A 16,806-nucleotide genomic window follows, 5' to 3' on the forward strand; every position below is an offset into this window, starting at 1 on the left:
AAGGAATTAGAAGAAATATGACAAAATTGAGATTGATATTATGGGGGTTAGCTGCAATAGTTTGTATGCCTGTTACCTTTGGTCAAGTAGTCTTGACTGAAGGTAGCAGAAAAACTAACGAATTTAGCATAATAAATCGGAAAAGTAATGCCCATCTTTATTTTGATGAACAAGACTTTGAAGTGGTAAAAAAAACTGCTAATTTGTTTGCAAATGATGTGCAATTAGTGACTGGAAAGAAAATACAAGTAGAAGTTACAAAAAATAAGTTAGCTTCGAATAGTATCATTGTAGGAACACTTGGACATAATGAATTAATAGACAAATTAGTTGCTAAAAATAAATTAGATGTCAAGGCATTAGAAAATCGATGGGAGAGTTATTTGATAGAAGTCGTTCGTAATCCTTTCCCTGGAGTAAATAAGGCTTTAGTTATTGCTGGTAGTGATCGTCGTGGTACTGCTTATGGATTGTTTTCTATATCTGAGATAATAGGTGTTTCTCCTTGGTATTGGTGGGCGGATGCTCCTGTAGCCAGACATGCAGAACTAAATCTTAAAGTAAATAAAATAGTCTCTAATGAACCTACGGTGAAGTATCGTGGTATTTTTATTAATGATGAAGACTGGGGGTTATTACGTTGGGCAAAGAATACATTTGAAAAAGAACGTGGAAATATTGGTCCTAAAACGTATGCCAAGGTTTGTGAACTTCTTTTGCGTTTGAAAGCTAATTATTTATGTCCGGCAATGCACGAGGCTTCTACTGCATTTAATAAAATACCAGAAAATAAACTGGTTGCCGACAGCTTTGCTATTGTTATGGGGTCTGTACACTGTGAACCATTATTGTTTAATAATGCTAGTGAATGGGATAAGAAAACAATGGGAGAGTGGGATTATGTTAATAACAAAGAAACACTTAACAGGGTGTTAAAGCAGCGTGTTACAGAAAATTCTCCTTATGAGAATGTCTATACGCTTGCTTTACGCGGACTTCACGATAAAGCGATGGGAGGAAGTAATGATATGAAGGAGCGTGTGAAGATGTTGGGTGAGGCTTTAAAAGATCAGCGTCAGCTTTTGGTTGATGTTATTAAAAAGCCTGCTAATGAAATTCCGCAAGCTTTCACTCCTTATAAAGAGGTGTTGGATGTATATAGTGCCGGTTTGGATTTGCCGGAGGATGTAACTATCATCTGGCCGGATGATAATTATGGATATATGAAGCGTTTAAGTAGTCCTCGCGAGCAAAAGCGTTCAGGGCGTGCTGGAGTTTATTATCATGTTTCTTATTTGGGTAAGCCTCACGATTATCTGTGGATGAGTACTACTCCGCCGGCATTGATGTATGAAGAGCTTCGCAAGGCTTATGATGCAACGGCTGACAGGATTTGGTTGTTGAATGTCGGGGATATAAAATCATGCGAATCTTCTATGGATCTGTTCTTGACAATGGCCTATGATATTAATTCATTTAGTTATGATAATGTTTCTCTTTATCAGGCTCGCTGGTTGTCCAATATGTTTGGTAATAAATATTATAATGATTTTGTAGATATAACGAATACGTTTTATCACCAGGCATTTTCTCGTAAGCCCGAGTTTATGGGATGGGGATATCAGTGGTCAACTAATAGGCATGGAAAAGAACGTAATACAGATACGGATTTTTCATTTGTCAACTATCAGGAAGCGGATTCACGATTAGCTGCTTATGACCGTATTGGGGCAAAGGTTGAGCGTATTTTGAGTGAACTGCCGGAAGAACAGAAAGCAGGTTTTTATCAATTGCTTTATTATCCGGTGAAAGGTTGTGAACTGATGAATAAAATGATCCTGAATGGGCAGAAAAATAGATGGTATGCTTTGCAACAAAGAGCAGCGGCAAATGAATTAAAAAATCAGGTAAAGGTTTATTATGATAGTTTGCAAACGATTACTAAAGGGTATAATTCTTTGTTGAATGGAAAATGGAATCATATAATGACAACACGTCAAGGATTTGCTGCTTCCTATTTTGAGTTACCTAAGTTGGAGACGGTAACATTGTCCGATACTCCTTCTTTAGGAGTGTGGATAGAAGAGGAAGATGTGTTGAAAGGAAAAAGTAGTTTTCATATGTTGCCTGCGTTTAATACTTATTTACGTCAATCGTATTTCTTTGATGTCTTTAATAAAGGTAAGGGCTTATTGAACTGGAATATTAAAACCTCAGAAAATTGGATACAAGTAAATAAGGAAAAAGGAAGTACGGCTTTTGAAGATCGGATATGGGTTTCTGTAGATTGGGCAAAGGTGCCGTCGGGAGAACGTATCTCTGGTCTGATTGAGGTCGTTGCTGATGGTGTGGGAAAAGAAAATATATATGTCTCTGTTTTTAATCCTGTTTCTCCTTCAGTAGCAGAAATGGATACTTTGTTTGTCGAACATAATGGATATGTCTCAATAAATGCGGCTGATTATCATAGAAAGGTAGAGAATGACGCTATTAAGATTATGACAATTCCTAATTTAGGCTTTGAAAATGCTTCTGTTCAATTAGGTAATCCTATTGCACCTATGCAAAGAACAGGAAGTAGTATTGTACCGAGAGTTGAATATGACTTCTATACTTTCGGGCAAGGATCGGTGGATGTATATACTTATGTGTTGCCAACCTTTACATTGGCTGCTGATAAGGGTTATGCAGGTCATGAAGCTACTAATATTGAAACACGATATGGTGTATGTATTGATGATGGTCCAGTAATGAACCCCTCGACTTCTTCTTTCGAGTATGCGCAAATTTGGTATGAGAGCGCTTTGAAAAATTGCCGTATTAATAAAACGACATTGCATATTAATAAACCGGGAAAACATACAGTAAAAGTTTTGTGTGGTGACGCCGGTACTGTATTGCAGAAAGTTGTATTGGATTTTGGAGGAATGAAACGTTCATATTTAGGACCAAGGCCGACAAAGGCGAAATAAAAGTCTCGAATTATATATAAAAATTAATAATGACTTACGGGAAGGCTACGTGTAGTGCTACACGTAGCTTTCTTTATATCTTATAGATGCTTTTTGAGACATATTTTCTATTTATTGGGATGTTTATTTCATTCTCAAATAATCAAATACCATACTTTTGTGCTTGTGAAATAATTCGATTATTAATTATAAATGGTTAACTTGTATTATGAGGATTAACACGGTCATATTTGTGCTGTGCGCACTACTGTTTATCAGTTGTAATGATGATGAGCAGATGCAGTATGCAAAGATCTATTTCCCGCTAGCCACGCGGGCAGAAAAAAACGACTTTTTTGTTGCTGACTTTAATTATGAGAAAGATACGACCTTTGTTATTGGGGCGTATTGTGGGGGAAGTATTCCTGTACCTCAAGATGTGAAAGTCTCTATTGGTTTGGCAACTGATTCGTTAAGGAGACTCCAAGCGAAAGATCTTTCTTTGGCTGATTATGAATTACTCCCTGAAGATAGTTATGAAATTACTCCGGCGGATATGGTTGCAGTAATAAAGGAAAATACTACTAGGGGGGATCTGCAAGTCGTTTTTCATACGACCAATTTAGATCCGGCAAAACGATATGTCTTGCCTTTGTATATGAAATCGGTCTCTCATTATGAGCTGGCTCCACAGCATAGCTATCTTTTTTTTGGAATAAAAAAACAATAATTTAGCCTTATAGATGATGAAAAACTGTATTAAGTTTCACTTATTGTCAAAACAAACTGTTTTTTTAAAATTGCTTTGTTTTGTTGTTTTTTGTAATTGTAGCTTTTATGCCTCGGATGTATTTGCACAGAAAAAGAAGCAAATAATAATAAGAGGTAAAGTCGTTGACCCTAAAGGTGAAGCATTACAAGATGTGTTGGTAGATGTGAAAGAAAATTTAGGGTTTGTTCTTACGGATAAAGAAGGGCGATTTACGATTGCCGTACCTGATGAAGAATCAAGTCTCATATTTACATTAGATGAATATGAAAAGGCCACTGTTCAAGTAGGGAAAAAAAGGGACTTGAGTCTGACTCTTTTTAAAGCCGTAGAAAAGTATGAAGATAGAACCATAAACTTAATGTATGGTACACAGAAAGAGTCTCGGCTAGTAACGGCTGTAGAAACAGTGCGTGGGGAACAAATAGAAAATGTTCCGGTCATGTTTCAAAATGCAGCAATTGCCGGTTTGATGATGGGGGTTCAAACAATTCAAACTACTGGTTTGCCCGGAGCGGATAACGCTAGTTTGTACGTGCGTGGGCAGCGTTCTTGGCGCAGTGGTTCTCCTGTTGCATATGTGGATGGACATTTGCGCTCTTTCTCTCTGCTCGATCCACATGAAATAGAATCTATTTCGGTATACAAGGATGCAGGCTCTCTTTCTATTTTGGGACTTAGGGGGGCTAATGGAGCATTTATGGCTACTACTCGCCGTGGTAAAGAGGGAAAGCCGGTTATACGTTTCAATGCGCAATTGAGTATTTCAAAACCGACACAAATGCCGGAATATCTAGACTCGTATCATTATGCACAATTGTATAATGAAGCTTTTCTTAATGACAATCCGGGGGCAGAGCCGGTATATAAGCAAGAAGACTTTGATTTGTATATGAGTGGCGAATCTCCTTATACTCATCCGAATGTAGACTGGATTGGTGAACTCATGAAAAAGCAGACAATTGCTCAACGATATAATTTAAGTATTCAGGGAGGAAGTTCTAAAGCTAAATATTTTGTAAATTTCTCTTATCTTCATAATGATGGCTTGTATAAGACTGCCGGTTTGAACACTTATAATACGAATGCAAACTTTCAGGCATACTCGGTTCGTTCTAATGTCGATGTGTCATTGACTAAAGACTTGTTATTGTCTGTTGATCTTTTCGGACGGCAACAATTGAGGAATAACCCAGGGGGGTCAATGAGTGCGGACGCGCTGTTTAAGACGCTTTATTCGCTTCCTGCTAATATTTTCCCGTTGAATTATGGTCCAGATAAGGTTGCGGGTACAAATGATTATCGCAAGAATCCTTATGGTATTTTGAATCATAGTGGATATTCAAAATATATTCACAGTACCATGGAAGCTTCAATGAAGGCAAATCAAAAACTGGACTTTATTACCAAGGGCTTAAGTGTATATGCTTCATTAGCCTTCGATGCTCGTTTTGATAACACAATTGATCGTAGCAAAGCATATATGGTATATGAGTATACTGGTAAAGATGTGGCTACTGGTGAAGATTTATTCACTACGTGGGGTGAACCTGGTAAGCAAGTAAATAATAATTCTTTCGGTGACAGTAAAGTTAGAATCTTTGATGTAGAGGCAGGAGTGAATTATGCGCGTATATTTGGAAAGAAACATGATGTTTCAGGATTATTGACTTTTAATCGTAATCAGCAGACTACGGATACGCAACGAATGGCTAATTATCATCAAGGACTATTTGGACGTGCGTCTTATGCTTTTGATTCTCGTTACTTGGCTGAGTTCTCGTTCGGATATCAGGGGACGGAACAATTACCAAAGGAGAACCGTTATGGCTTTTTCCCTGCAGTTTCATTGGGGTGGGTTTTGTCGGAAGAACCTTTCGTGAAAAATACTATTGGAAATGATTTGCTGAGTTTTGTGAAATTTTATGGTTCATATGGATTGACAGCTACTGATGATGGACTCCCTTATTTTTATTATTTACCTACCATGTCCAATAAAGGTTCAAGCCGCTATCATTTTGGTGTAAATGGATCTAATGTTGGTGGATGGGGAGAAAATAGTGTGTTCAATCCTAATGTAACTTGGGAAGAGTCATTGAAATTAAATCTTGGTACTGATATTCGTTTATGGAAAGATCGTATAAGTTTAGGATTTAATTATTTTAAGGAAAAAACATCACAGATATTAACGACTCGTTATACTGTATCTACTCTTTCGGGGTATGGCTTTGGAGGTCCTTTGGAAAATATCGGAAAAACGGAAAACAAAGGATATGAGGCACGTATTGCTTACGCTGATAGAAGGGGAGATTTTTACTGGACAGTAGGGGGTAATTTTAGTTTTATTGATAATACGATTCTATTTAACGATGAACAACCATATCCATATGATTACCAAAAACGAACAGGAAACTCTATAAATGATTTATTTGGTTATGTCTCGGATGGGCTTTATCTTGATGAACAGGATCGTCTGAATAGTCCAAAGACAGATTCTGGAGCTGCATATGCGGGTGATATAAAGTATCGTGATTTGAATGGTGATGGTGTTATTAATGAACAGGACCAGCGTAAAATTGGAGATGCAAATTTGGCAGAATGGAGTTATGGTTTTTTTGTTGGTGCTGCTTATAAAGGGTTTGATGTAAAGGCTCTGTTTACGGGAGTAGCTAATAGAGACTATACATATGGTGACCTTAATATTATGGCTTTTAAGAATGAAGCTGGAAATGGAAATGAATGGGGAGGCGGTAGTGTGCAGAAGTACCATTTGGAAAATCGTTATAATCCGCAAGATCCTTCAACTTGGCGCACAGCTAAATACCCTCGTTTATCTCTATTAGGAGGAACTCATAATCGTTTGGATTCGGATTTTTGGCAAGACAATGGAAACTTCCTTCGATTGAAAACTTTGGAAATCGGTTATACGCTTCCGCAGAACTGGACTCGGAAAGTCAAAATCTCAAAGGCACGTATTTTTTATACAGGATACAACCTTTTTACTTGGCATAATATGCGTGTTATTGACCCGGAGAGCCAACCAGGGGCATGTAATTATCCGGTACAAAAAGTGTCAAGCTTTGGTTTGAGTCTTCAATTTTAATAGTTATGAATATGAAAAAACAGATAATGATATTATTTGCTGGTTTGGCATTATTATCCTCTTGTTATGATGCAATAAACGAGGTCCCATTAGAGAGAATGCCACCGGAGATAGCCTTTAAGGATAGTATAAAGGTAGAGATGTTTGTAAATGAGCTGTATGTTGGACTGAATACAGGCTTAGGAGGATATAATCGGTTTGGCGGAGGTTCTGCTAACCAAAATAGTTTCTTCGATTGTGTAACAGATTTGGGAGTACTTTCTCCTATAAGTACTAATACAGAGGTTAATAGTTTTACACGTGCTACTTTTCATTCTGGATCGGGAGGTAATAAAGACGCACGTTGGGCGGAGACTTATCAGTTGATACGTAAGACAAACATTGTTTTGGAATACATTCATTATTGCGAGACTTTGTCGGAAGCAAGAATGGCACAGTATATTGGCGAAGCCAAATTGCATAAGGCAATACTACATTATGAGATGTTGAAGCGTTATGGAGGAATTTCTATTATGGATGCACTATTTGAAGGAGGTGATATCAATATTCCTCGTAATACCTTTGAGGAGTGTGTGGAATATATTGTTCGTTTATGTGACGAGGCTGCTGCAGGACTGCCTTTACGTTATCCGGACAATGATTATGGACGTTTAACGAAAGGAGCCGCTTTAGGGTTGAAAGCCAGAGTTCTGCTTTACGCTGCCAGTCCCTTGTTTAATGAATCACCAATAGCTAATACAACCGAGTTGCAACGCTATGCATCGCCTGAACGTGCTCGTTGGGAGCGTGCGGCAAATGCGGCATATGATGTAATTAACTTAAGGTTACCGGACGGAACTCTTGCCTATGAACTTTATCCTTCTTATGAACGACTTTTTTTCACTCGTGAAGGAAACCGTGAATTGCTTATCATGAGGATGCAAGGAATGACTAATAATGTAGAGAAACGTAATGGTCCTGCAGGCTATCCAGGAGCTACGGGAAATACTAGTTTGACGCAAGAATTTATCGATATGTTTGAATTGAAGAGTGGAAAATTACCCAAAGATGATCCTGCTTACGATCCACAGAAACCGTGGGAAAACAGATGTGAGCGGTTTAAAGCATCTGTTCTTTATAATGGTAGTTCATGGTGGGACAATGAAGTTGAAACATATGTTGGAGGAAAAGACTATACAGCATTAAATTCTACAGCAAAGGGATGTGTTACCGGATATACTTTGCGTAAACATTTGGATCCGGAAGTTCGAATTTCAGGTGTCGAAAAGAATACTTACCATGATTGGCCTATATTACGCTTTGCTGAAATTTTGCTGAGTTATGCAGAAGCGGCAAATGAATATTATACAACATCTGATGATGAAATGGTAGATGATGAATTGATATATACCTATGTTAATTTGGTACGTTCAAGAGCAGGCTTACCTCCAGTCGAGAATAAGACGAAAGGAGAAATGCGTACTATTATTCGTCGAGAGCGTACTGTTGAATTAGCTTTTGAGGATATACGATATTTTGATTTACGTCGTTGGAGAGAAGCTGAAACTGTATTGAATCGTCCTGTTCATGGTGTACAAATTATAAAGGATGACAATAAGGGAGAGTTTGTTTATAGTAATCCAATTGAAGTGGAAGATCGGATTTTCCCTGAACGGTGTTATTATTATCCGATTCCTCAGAGCGAAATGAACAAGAATATGGCGTTAATTCAAAACCCTGGTTGGTAATTCAGTATTGTAGAATTAAATGAAAAACAAATTCATGAAGAAGTTTTTATTAACCTTAATAGTAGCAATAGCGAGCGGGGTATTCAGCTCGTTATACGCTCAATCATTTACGGTTACGGGTACAATTGTTGATATGAACGATGAAACTATGCCGGGAGTGAACATTGTGGAAACAGGCACTACAAATGGTGCTATTAGTGATGTAAATGGTAATTTTAGAATTACTGTATCAAGTCCTAAAAGTATTCTGGTTTTTTCTTTTATAGGATACGAGAATCAGGAAATAACAATAGGTAAACAGAGGAAGTTAAATGTAAAAATGCTGGAGTCCGGCGTTAGTTTGGAAGAGGTAGTGGTAGTAGGATATGGTTCACAAAAGAAGGCTTCTGTTGTAGGCGCTATTTCTACTGCTGATGCAAAAGAATTGCAAAGTACTGGAACTACTAACCTGACACAGGCTATCGGAGGTCGAATAGCTGGAGTAATCTCCAGATCTCCAGGTGGACGCCCGGGGGATGATGACGCATCTGTGTATATCCGTGGTGTTGCTAGTTATAATTCCGGTACTTCATCTCCATTGGTGCTGGTTGACGGAGTGGAACGTGATTACTCGCAGATTGATCCGGAAGATATTGAAAGTTTTTCTGTTTTAAAAGATGCTTCTGCTACGGCTGTATTTGGTGTGCGTGGAGCTAATGGAGTTATATTGATCACGACTAAACGTGGTGAGGCAAGTAAACCTGTGGTTGACTTGAGGGCATCGTTCACAATGAATACTCCAATTAATTTACCTGAAAAGTTGGGCTCTTATGATTTTGCACGTTTAAAAAACGAAGCATTGATGAATGTAGGTGAAGTTCCGGAATATAGTGCTCATGATTTAGATATGTATCGTACAGGAGCTAGTCCTTATACGCATCCGGATAATGATTATATTGGTGATTTGTTGAAGAATGTTAGTACAAAACAACAATATAATCTGACAGTGCGTGGTGGAACTCCTTTTGTCCGCTATTATGTGTCAGCTAATTATGTGGATGAACAAGGTATTTATAAAACGTTTGACAACAATGATTATAATTCGAATGTATATTTCAAACGTTATGGTATGCGTACCAATTTGGACTTTAATGTAACGAAGACTACTGTATTTGGGGTAGATCTTTCTGGAAGATTGGAAGAAAGACATGATAATGATGCTGAAAAAGGTTTATATGAATCTATGGTTCGTTTGCCGCCGAATTATTTGAATTATGTGAATCCGGATGGAACTTATGGTGGTAAACTGAATGTGGTAAATCCTTATGCAGCATTATCCCGATATGGTTATAATCACTCGAAACGCAATGTGTTCGAGGCAGTGATAAAGCTGAAACAGAATTTGGATTTTGTCACTAAGGGACTTTCGGCAAGAGCTATGTTTGGTTTTGTATCTACTATGGCATCTCGAAGAGATTTAACAGAACGTCCGGAATTGTGGGAATATACCAAAGATGGACAATATGTGATTGTAAGTGAGGAAACTCCAATTAGGATAGATACTTCAGCTGGACCTCATCGGAGGAATATAACAACAGAATTTGCAGTTAACTATGACAGGAAATTTGGTTCTCATGCTATTACAGGATTGTTAGCGTTTAATCAATTGAGCCAATATAATAATGCAGCGTTGCCTACGGGATATATAAACTATGTAGGGCGCATCACTTATGGTTATAAAAATAAGTACTTGGCCGAGTTTAATGCTGGTTATAATGGATCGGTTCAGTTTGCTGAAGGTAAACGATATGGTTTCTTCCCTGCTTTTTCTTTGGGTTGGGTCGTTTCAGAAGAGAAATTTTGGAATAAAGACAGCAAGATTTTCAATTACATGAAAATTCGTGGTGCTTATGGTGAAGTCGGTAATGATAAAATAGGATCTGAAAAATATTATTATTTGCAAACATACCCTATGCTGACTTCCAATCGCCCTTCGTTTGGCATTGATAATAATCCGGAAAACCGTATTTATGAAGGAAAAGAAGGAAATGTAGATGTAACTTGGGAACGTGCTCGTAAATTGAATGTGGGTATTGATATGCGTTTCTTTAATAGTAAATTAGCAGTGACTATAGATGCCTTTACAGAAAAAAGAGTGAATATCCTTGATTACGATCGTTCAATATCAACTATTTATGGTATGCTGGGAGCTACTGATGGTACTAAGGGATTTCCTCCTCAGAATTTGGGAGAAGTTCGTAATTCTGGATTTGAATTTGATGCCTCATTTAATGATAAGATAGGAAAGGTTGCTTATTATATCAAAGGAAATGTGTCGTTTGCACGTAATAAGGTATTGAAGAAAGGTGAAGAACCTCAAACTTATTCATGGACTTCCGGGATTGGTCGTAAGGTCAATCAGCGTTTTGGTATGATTGTTGATGGCTTTTATAATACTCAAGAAGAAATTGATGCTTTGCCATCTAGTTTTTCCAGTAATTTGAAACTAGGAGACTTGAAATATCGTGATGTAAATGGTGATGGCATGATTAATAGTTATGATGTAGCTCCGATTGGAAAAACTCGTTTGCCTGAGATAATGTATGGATTGACTTTGGGTGGTAACTGGAAAGGTATTGATTGGCAATTATTCTTTCAGGGTGCTGCTATTACTGATCTTTATGTTAATGGATACGGGTATTGGGAATTCACTAATACAGGGAGTGTGATGAAACATCATTTAGGAAGATGGACACCGGAGAATAAGGAACATGCTACTTATCCAAGTTTATCTCCGACTACTTCTAAACAGAATCACAGGCTATCTACATTTTGGTTGAAGAATGGGAATTATCTTCGTTTAAAGAATGTGCAGATAGGTTATACATTACCTTCTGTTTGGACAAAGAAAGCTAAGATAACATCAGCTCGTATTTATGTGAGTGGAACAAATTTGTTTACATTTGTAGGGTTCAAAGAATATGATCCAGAGTCTAATGACGGAGGAAATACTTCTTATCCACAGATGAGAAATTATAGTGTGGGATTGAATCTTAAATTTTAAAACTTGTCAAATATGAAAATAAAACTTTATACGATATTAGGCTTGACTCTTTTCATGTTGGTTCTGAGTTCATGTTTAGACGCCTCTTCCTTGATGGATAAAGAAGATGTAGGAGATTTATATGAGAAGGATGTATTTAAAGATCCTACATATGCACGTTATTTTGTAAATGATATTTATTATTCGCTACCTAAAGGTGCTGAAGTTCCCGGTTCATGGGGAGGGGCATATTTGGATTGTGCAACAGATAATGGGGAAGCTCGTTCGTTAGATTCTGATGCGCAACGGTTCAACAATGGAAACTGGAATGCTGAAGGTGTACCTTTAGGGAGTATCTGGTCTAAATATTATGCAGCTATTCGTGCATGTAATAAGTTTTTAGAGAATTATGATTATATCGAAGAAAGGCCGGGGGTAGCAACTAGGGTAGATTTGGAGTATTTGCGCGGGCAGGTAATTTTCTTACGTGCATTTTTTTATGCGGAGTTGCTGAAGCATTTTGGTGGGGTACCTATTTTGGACCACACATTGCACTTTGGCTCTCCCGAGTTGCAACAGGCAGAACGGGCCACTTTTGACCAATGTGTAAAATACATATTGGAGGAGTGTGATGTTGCTATTGCAATATTTAAAAGTGTGAATCAAGATTGGGCTGGCAATAACTTCGGGCGTGCTAATGATGGTGTAGCATTAGCCTTGAAAGCTAAGGTGCTTGTTTTAGCGGCTAGTCCATTATATAATCGGCCTTCGGATTATCCAGATTATGATTCTAAGGATTCTAATAGAAAGCTATGGCGCTATGAGGAGTATAATAAAGAGCGTTGGAATGATGCAGCTAAAGCATTAAAAGCCGTGATAGATATGGGGCGTTATAGTTTGTATAAGAAGACAAATGGGACAAAATCAGCTTATGAGACCTATTTCGTAACCCGCAATACAGTAGAGGAGTCCATATTCCCCTTTCTGAAGGGACCTTCGATTGATGTATATTATAATAATCTGCCCTTTAATTTTATGCTTGTCCGTGGTAAAGGAAGTCCGGTTTGTTATAACTTACCTACTCAAGACTTAGTGGCAGCATATGAAATGAAAAATGGTATGTTGCCTGAGCAAGAAGGTTCTGGTTTTCGTCCATTACATCCATTTTCCGGACGTGATCCACGTTTGGATGCTACGATATGGTATGATGAAGCGACTTTCTGTGGTATAGAATTTCAGACATGGAGACGTGATATCGACTCAGATAAACCATGGGGAAAAGATTATATTCGTGGATATTCCCGTACTGGCTTTTTCTTAAAGAAGTTTATGGATAAAGATTTGAATCCAACTAATAATGTAACTGTTCCTAACTCTTATCCAATCATTCGTTATGCCGATATCTTGTTGTTATATGCAGAAGCGCTGAATGAGTATTATGACGAACCTGGTTTAGCTCCTGATGATGCGATTTGTTGGGCTATATCAGAAGTGCGTGCTCGGGCTGGGATGCCGGATGTGCGTACCACTTTTGCAAATCGTGGTTGGGAATTGACGCAGGACAATATACGTAAATTAATTCGGAACGAGCGTCGTGTGGAGTTTGCATTTGAGGAACATCGTTTTTGGGATGTGCGTCGTTGGATGATTGGTCCGGAAACACAAAGAGTGGTTCATGAACAGGATATTGTTTTAAAAGATGATGATAAAACGAAAGAATATGATGTCAGGGAAATGGAAAAACGTAGTTATGAAGACTTCATGAATGTGCTACCTATTCCACAATCAGAAATAAATAAGAATAAGAATCTGATTCAGAACTGGGGGTGGTCACCGCGTGTGGTAGAGTAATTAATTTAAAGGATGAAATGATATGAAAAATAGAATATTTTTATTTTTGATGGTCACGCTGATAACTTTGTTTGTTACTTCATGCAAGGAGGATGAAATTGTAGAATCATCAATACAAGTGACCACACAGGGATTTGCTCAGATCGGGCAAACTACGGCCTTTGTGAGTGGATATATAGTGAAGGGTACTCTGTCTGAAGGTATGGTGAGAGGCTTTTGTTGGAGTGAGTCTTCTTCTCCTACTATAGAGGATAATAAAGTGGAAACATCGAAAGTTACAGATGAAAATGGATATATGTTACAATTGCTGGGACTGGAGCCTACAACTGAATATTATGTGAGGGCTTATGTGAGTGATGGTAACTCTATTTACTATGGAAACGAATTGCAGTTTACGACGAAAGATATTCCTGGTGATGGATGGTGTGTGATTGATGGCATTACCAAAATAACTCCGACTACAGCAACCGCATTAATGCAAATTGCGGATAATGGCGGTTCTGAGGTTTTGGAATATGGAGTGTGTTATACCGCAACGGATACTGAGCCGATACCTCCTGTAGATAACGAGCCGACAATTGATGGAAAAACAGTTGTTGCTGACGCAGGTGGATATGCTTTTGATGCACTTTTGGAGAATCTTTCTCAGAATACGCATTATTTAGTTCGGCCTTATTTCAAAACAGAAGAAAGCCTTGTGTATGGTGAGACTGTGTGGTTTACAACAATGAATTTTGTTAAAACCGGAGATGTATTCCCTGGTTATCAAAGTGCTTATTTATATGGTGAGGTTTTGATGGATGCAGGTTCTGCAACAATAGAACGTGGTGTTTGTTGGGGCTCCACTCCGACACCAACTATTGAGAGTGATTCTTTTAAAAAGATAGATAAAGGTGTTGGCTCATATTATTCTATCGTTGGTGGACTGGAAAAAGGTCATACGTATTATGTCCGTGCCTATGCAAAAAATTCTGATGGAGTTTTTTATGGTCTTCCTGTGGAGTTTACGACTCGTACCGGAGATATTGTTCCAGGTATGACTTTGGAAGATATGGTTTTGGTTGAAAATGGTGTTTTTGATATGGGTAACCCGAACACTGATACAGAAGCTTCGCCGATTGATAATAAAACAATGGGTAAGGAACCTGTACATAAAGTGCAAATATCAAAGGATTTCTATATGTGTAGATATGAGTTAACGGTAGAACAGATGTGTGTATTTCTGAATGTATATCAGAGTAGAAATAGTCGGACACAACCTGTTAAAGCATTGCATAATAGTAGTACTAATGCTTGGAGTTTTGAGTATACGGGAACGGCTCCGAATTTGGTATATAAACCTCGTGCAGGAAAGAATAGAAATCCAGTTGTTAATGTAACTTGGCCTGCTGTCGAACAATATTGTGAATGGTTGTCTGCGGAATTGGGCGTAAAGGTACGTTTACCGAGTGAGGCAGAGTGGGAATATGCTGCTCGTGGTGGTAATAAGAGCCAAGGATATATGTATAGTGGAAGTAATAATTCTAGTGAAGTCTCTGTTTCTACTAATAATAGTACTGCCCCAGTGGGAACTAAGAAGCCGAATGAGCTTGGGCTTTATGATATGACAGGTAATGCAATGGAATATTGTAGAGATTTCTTTGATTGGAATTTTTATGGGGTGCATGCTGGTGAAATAGCTGTAGATCCTGTAAATGCAGGTAAACTGACTGCAGATGGTAAAATGATTGTGCGTGGAGGAAGTTTTAGACATCCGGCTTATTTAAAAGTTTATACACGTGGTTGTAATCAAAACAAAGGAGATGCCGGTAATCATAATGGTTTCCGTTTTGTAATGGAGAAACTTCCTGTTGGTTTATAAATGAGTGAATTGATGAAGAAGGAGCACTAATGGTATATATAGTGCTACCTTCTTATTTGTAACCTTTTTAATAATGAAGACTATGAATCGATTATTATATATCCCATACTTATTTTTCTTCTTTTTTTTGATGCTGTCTTGTGACGAAGCGGACAGTTCACAGGATTTGAAAGAAAACTTTCAGACATTAACTGGCAAAGATTATTTGTCTGTATTACCGGCAACAGTGCAAGTTGGGAACTTTGCCGGAACATTCAAACTGAATATTGCGACAAATCTTATTTGGAATGCATCTACTGAGGATGAATGGATTTGGTTTCTTAATGAAGAAGGAGACCCCTGTTCTGAATTGCAAGGAGGGAAAGAAGTACTTGAGATAAAATATGCAGCTAATACTGATGTAACATCTTCCCGTAAGGCTAAAATTATGTTTTCAGCTAAAGGGATGAATGATGTAGTATATGAGGCAATAGTGGAGATAGTTCAAAGTGATAAAACTTTTACTAATCCGATAGCTGGTATACCTGATCCATGGATCGTACAGCATCAGGGCGCGTATTATACATGTAAAGCGCATGGTAATGGAATAAATGTGTCTAAATCGGAGAAGTTGACTGTTATCAGTTCGACAAAAGCTATTTGGGAAGCTCCTAAGGATAATGGCATAATGAAACCATGGAATACTTCACACGTATGGGCTCCGGAACTTCATTTTATAGATGGGAAATGGTATGTGTATTATGCAGCAGGGCGTCCATCATCAGAAAGTGGTAGTTACAAAATGCAACGTACAGGGGTGCTTCGTTCAAAGACCGTGGATCCAATGGGAGAATATGAAGATATGGGAATGATTTATACTGGTGATGAGTATGTTCCGGGTATAGTGCCTACGGTAGATAATACTTGTTATGCTATCGATATGGGGGTAGTGAAGATAGATGGTAAGTTATATGCAATATGGTCAGGTACAATCAATAAAGAATCAGGTGGTGATCAGCGTATTTATATTGCAGAAATGAGTAATCCGTGGACTATTTGTTCTAATCGTGTCGAAATCTCCAAACCTGATCAACCATGGGAGTTGATAGAGTCATCAGCGAAGGTGAATGAAGGTCCGGCTTTTTTGCAACGTGATGGTAAATTGTTTGTAGTGTATTCTTGTAATGGCTCATGGACAAAATATTATCGTTTAGGATACCTCGTGTTAAATATTGGTGATGATCCGATGAATCCGTCAAATTGGAAGAAATCTCCGAATGATGTCTTTTATCGGTGCGATGACACAGTAGATGAGGATGGTGTAAATGGAGTGGGGCATTGTAGTTTTACGAAATCTCCTGATGGAACAGAAGACTGGATCGTGTATCATGTAAAGAATCGGAATCATGGAAGTTATGAAACCGGACGCTCTACTTTTATTCAAAGATTTACATGGAATACAGATGGAACTCCAAATTTTGGAACTCCTGTAGGCTGGGGAGAGCCGGTCGTCGTGCCTTCGGGGGAATAATGATAAAACCTG

The 16,806-nt window shown here is 38.1% G+C and carries 8 protein-coding genes; all 8 read left to right on the plus strand.

Features of this window, described 5'->3' with window-relative positions; translation table 11 throughout:
* Positions 1-17 precede the first annotated feature (17 nt).
* The 8 genes from BQ7997_RS16060 to BQ7997_RS16095 all read left to right on the plus strand — a co-directional run bounded on the left by BQ7997_RS16060 (position 18) and on the right by BQ7997_RS16095 (position 16,794).
* Positions 18-2,972, plus strand: coding sequence for a glycosyl hydrolase 115 family protein (locus BQ7997_RS16060; RefSeq protein ID WP_073347210.1), 2,955 nt, complete (start codon positions 18-20; stop codon positions 2,970-2,972).
* A gap of 277 nt (positions 2,973-3,249) precedes the next feature.
* Positions 3,250-3,681, plus strand: a complete 432-nt coding sequence (locus BQ7997_RS16065) for a DUF1735 domain-containing protein (RefSeq protein ID WP_235817307.1) — start codon at positions 3,250-3,252, stop codon at positions 3,679-3,681.
* Positions 3,682-3,694: 13 nt separating this feature from the next.
* Entirely contained in the window at positions 3,695-6,823 is a 3,129-nt protein-coding gene (locus tag BQ7997_RS16070; RefSeq protein ID WP_073347212.1) for a SusC/RagA family TonB-linked outer membrane protein, read from the plus strand.
* 11 nt (positions 6,824-6,834) lie between these two features.
* The gene (locus BQ7997_RS16075; protein WP_073347475.1) at positions 6,835-8,550 is read left to right on the plus strand and encodes a RagB/SusD family nutrient uptake outer membrane protein; all 1,716 of its coding nucleotides are present in this window, start codon (positions 6,835-6,837) and stop codon (positions 8,548-8,550) included.
* A gap of 34 nt (positions 8,551-8,584) precedes the next feature.
* Positions 8,585-11,593 (plus strand): SusC/RagA family TonB-linked outer membrane protein, encoded by a 3,009-nt coding sequence (locus BQ7997_RS16080; protein ID WP_073347213.1) that lies wholly within the window; start codon positions 8,585-8,587, stop codon positions 11,591-11,593.
* A gap of 12 nt (positions 11,594-11,605) precedes the next feature.
* The gene (locus tag BQ7997_RS16085) at positions 11,606-13,423 is read left to right on the plus strand and encodes a RagB/SusD family nutrient uptake outer membrane protein (RefSeq protein WP_073347214.1); all 1,818 of its coding nucleotides are present in this window, start codon (positions 11,606-11,608) and stop codon (positions 13,421-13,423) included.
* A gap of 22 nt (positions 13,424-13,445) precedes the next feature.
* A complete protein-coding gene (locus BQ7997_RS25790) occupies positions 13,446-15,284 on the plus strand; it encodes a formylglycine-generating enzyme family protein (RefSeq protein ID WP_083589265.1) in 1,839 nt (612 codons plus the stop codon).
* 82 nt (positions 15,285-15,366) lie between these two features.
* Positions 15,367-16,794 carry a family 43 glycosylhydrolase gene (locus BQ7997_RS16095; protein WP_073347216.1) on the plus strand — a complete coding sequence of 476 codons (1,428 nt, stop codon included), beginning with the start codon at positions 15,367-15,369 and terminating at the stop codon, positions 16,792-16,794.
* The last annotated feature ends 12 nt before the right edge of the window (positions 16,795-16,806 follow it).

The organism is Bacteroides congonensis, from assembly GCF_900130125.1.
GTDB classification, from domain to species: domain Bacteria; phylum Bacteroidota; class Bacteroidia; order Bacteroidales; family Bacteroidaceae; genus Bacteroides; species Bacteroides congonensis.

Bases quoted from the DNA above. Each gene is read 5' to 3' on its own strand.
- BQ7997_RS16060 (WP_073347210.1), top strand. From the start codon at position 18: ATGACAAAATTGAGATTGATATTATGGGGGTTAGCTGCAATAGTTTGT.
- BQ7997_RS16065 (WP_235817307.1), top strand. From the start codon at position 3,250: ATGCAGTATGCAAAGATCTATTTCCCGCTAGCCACGCGGGCAGAAAAA.
- BQ7997_RS16070 (WP_073347212.1), top strand. From the start codon at position 3,695: ATGATGAAAAACTGTATTAAGTTTCACTTATTGTCAAAACAAACTGTT.
- BQ7997_RS16075 (WP_073347475.1), top strand. From the start codon at position 6,835: ATGAAAAAACAGATAATGATATTATTTGCTGGTTTGGCATTATTATCC.
- BQ7997_RS16080 (WP_073347213.1), top strand. From the start codon at position 8,585: ATGAAGAAGTTTTTATTAACCTTAATAGTAGCAATAGCGAGCGGGGTA.
- BQ7997_RS16085 (WP_073347214.1), top strand. From the start codon at position 11,606: ATGAAAATAAAACTTTATACGATATTAGGCTTGACTCTTTTCATGTTG.
- BQ7997_RS25790 (WP_083589265.1), top strand. From the start codon at position 13,446: ATGAAAAATAGAATATTTTTATTTTTGATGGTCACGCTGATAACTTTG.
- BQ7997_RS16095 (WP_073347216.1), top strand. From the start codon at position 15,367: ATGAATCGATTATTATATATCCCATACTTATTTTTCTTCTTTTTTTTG.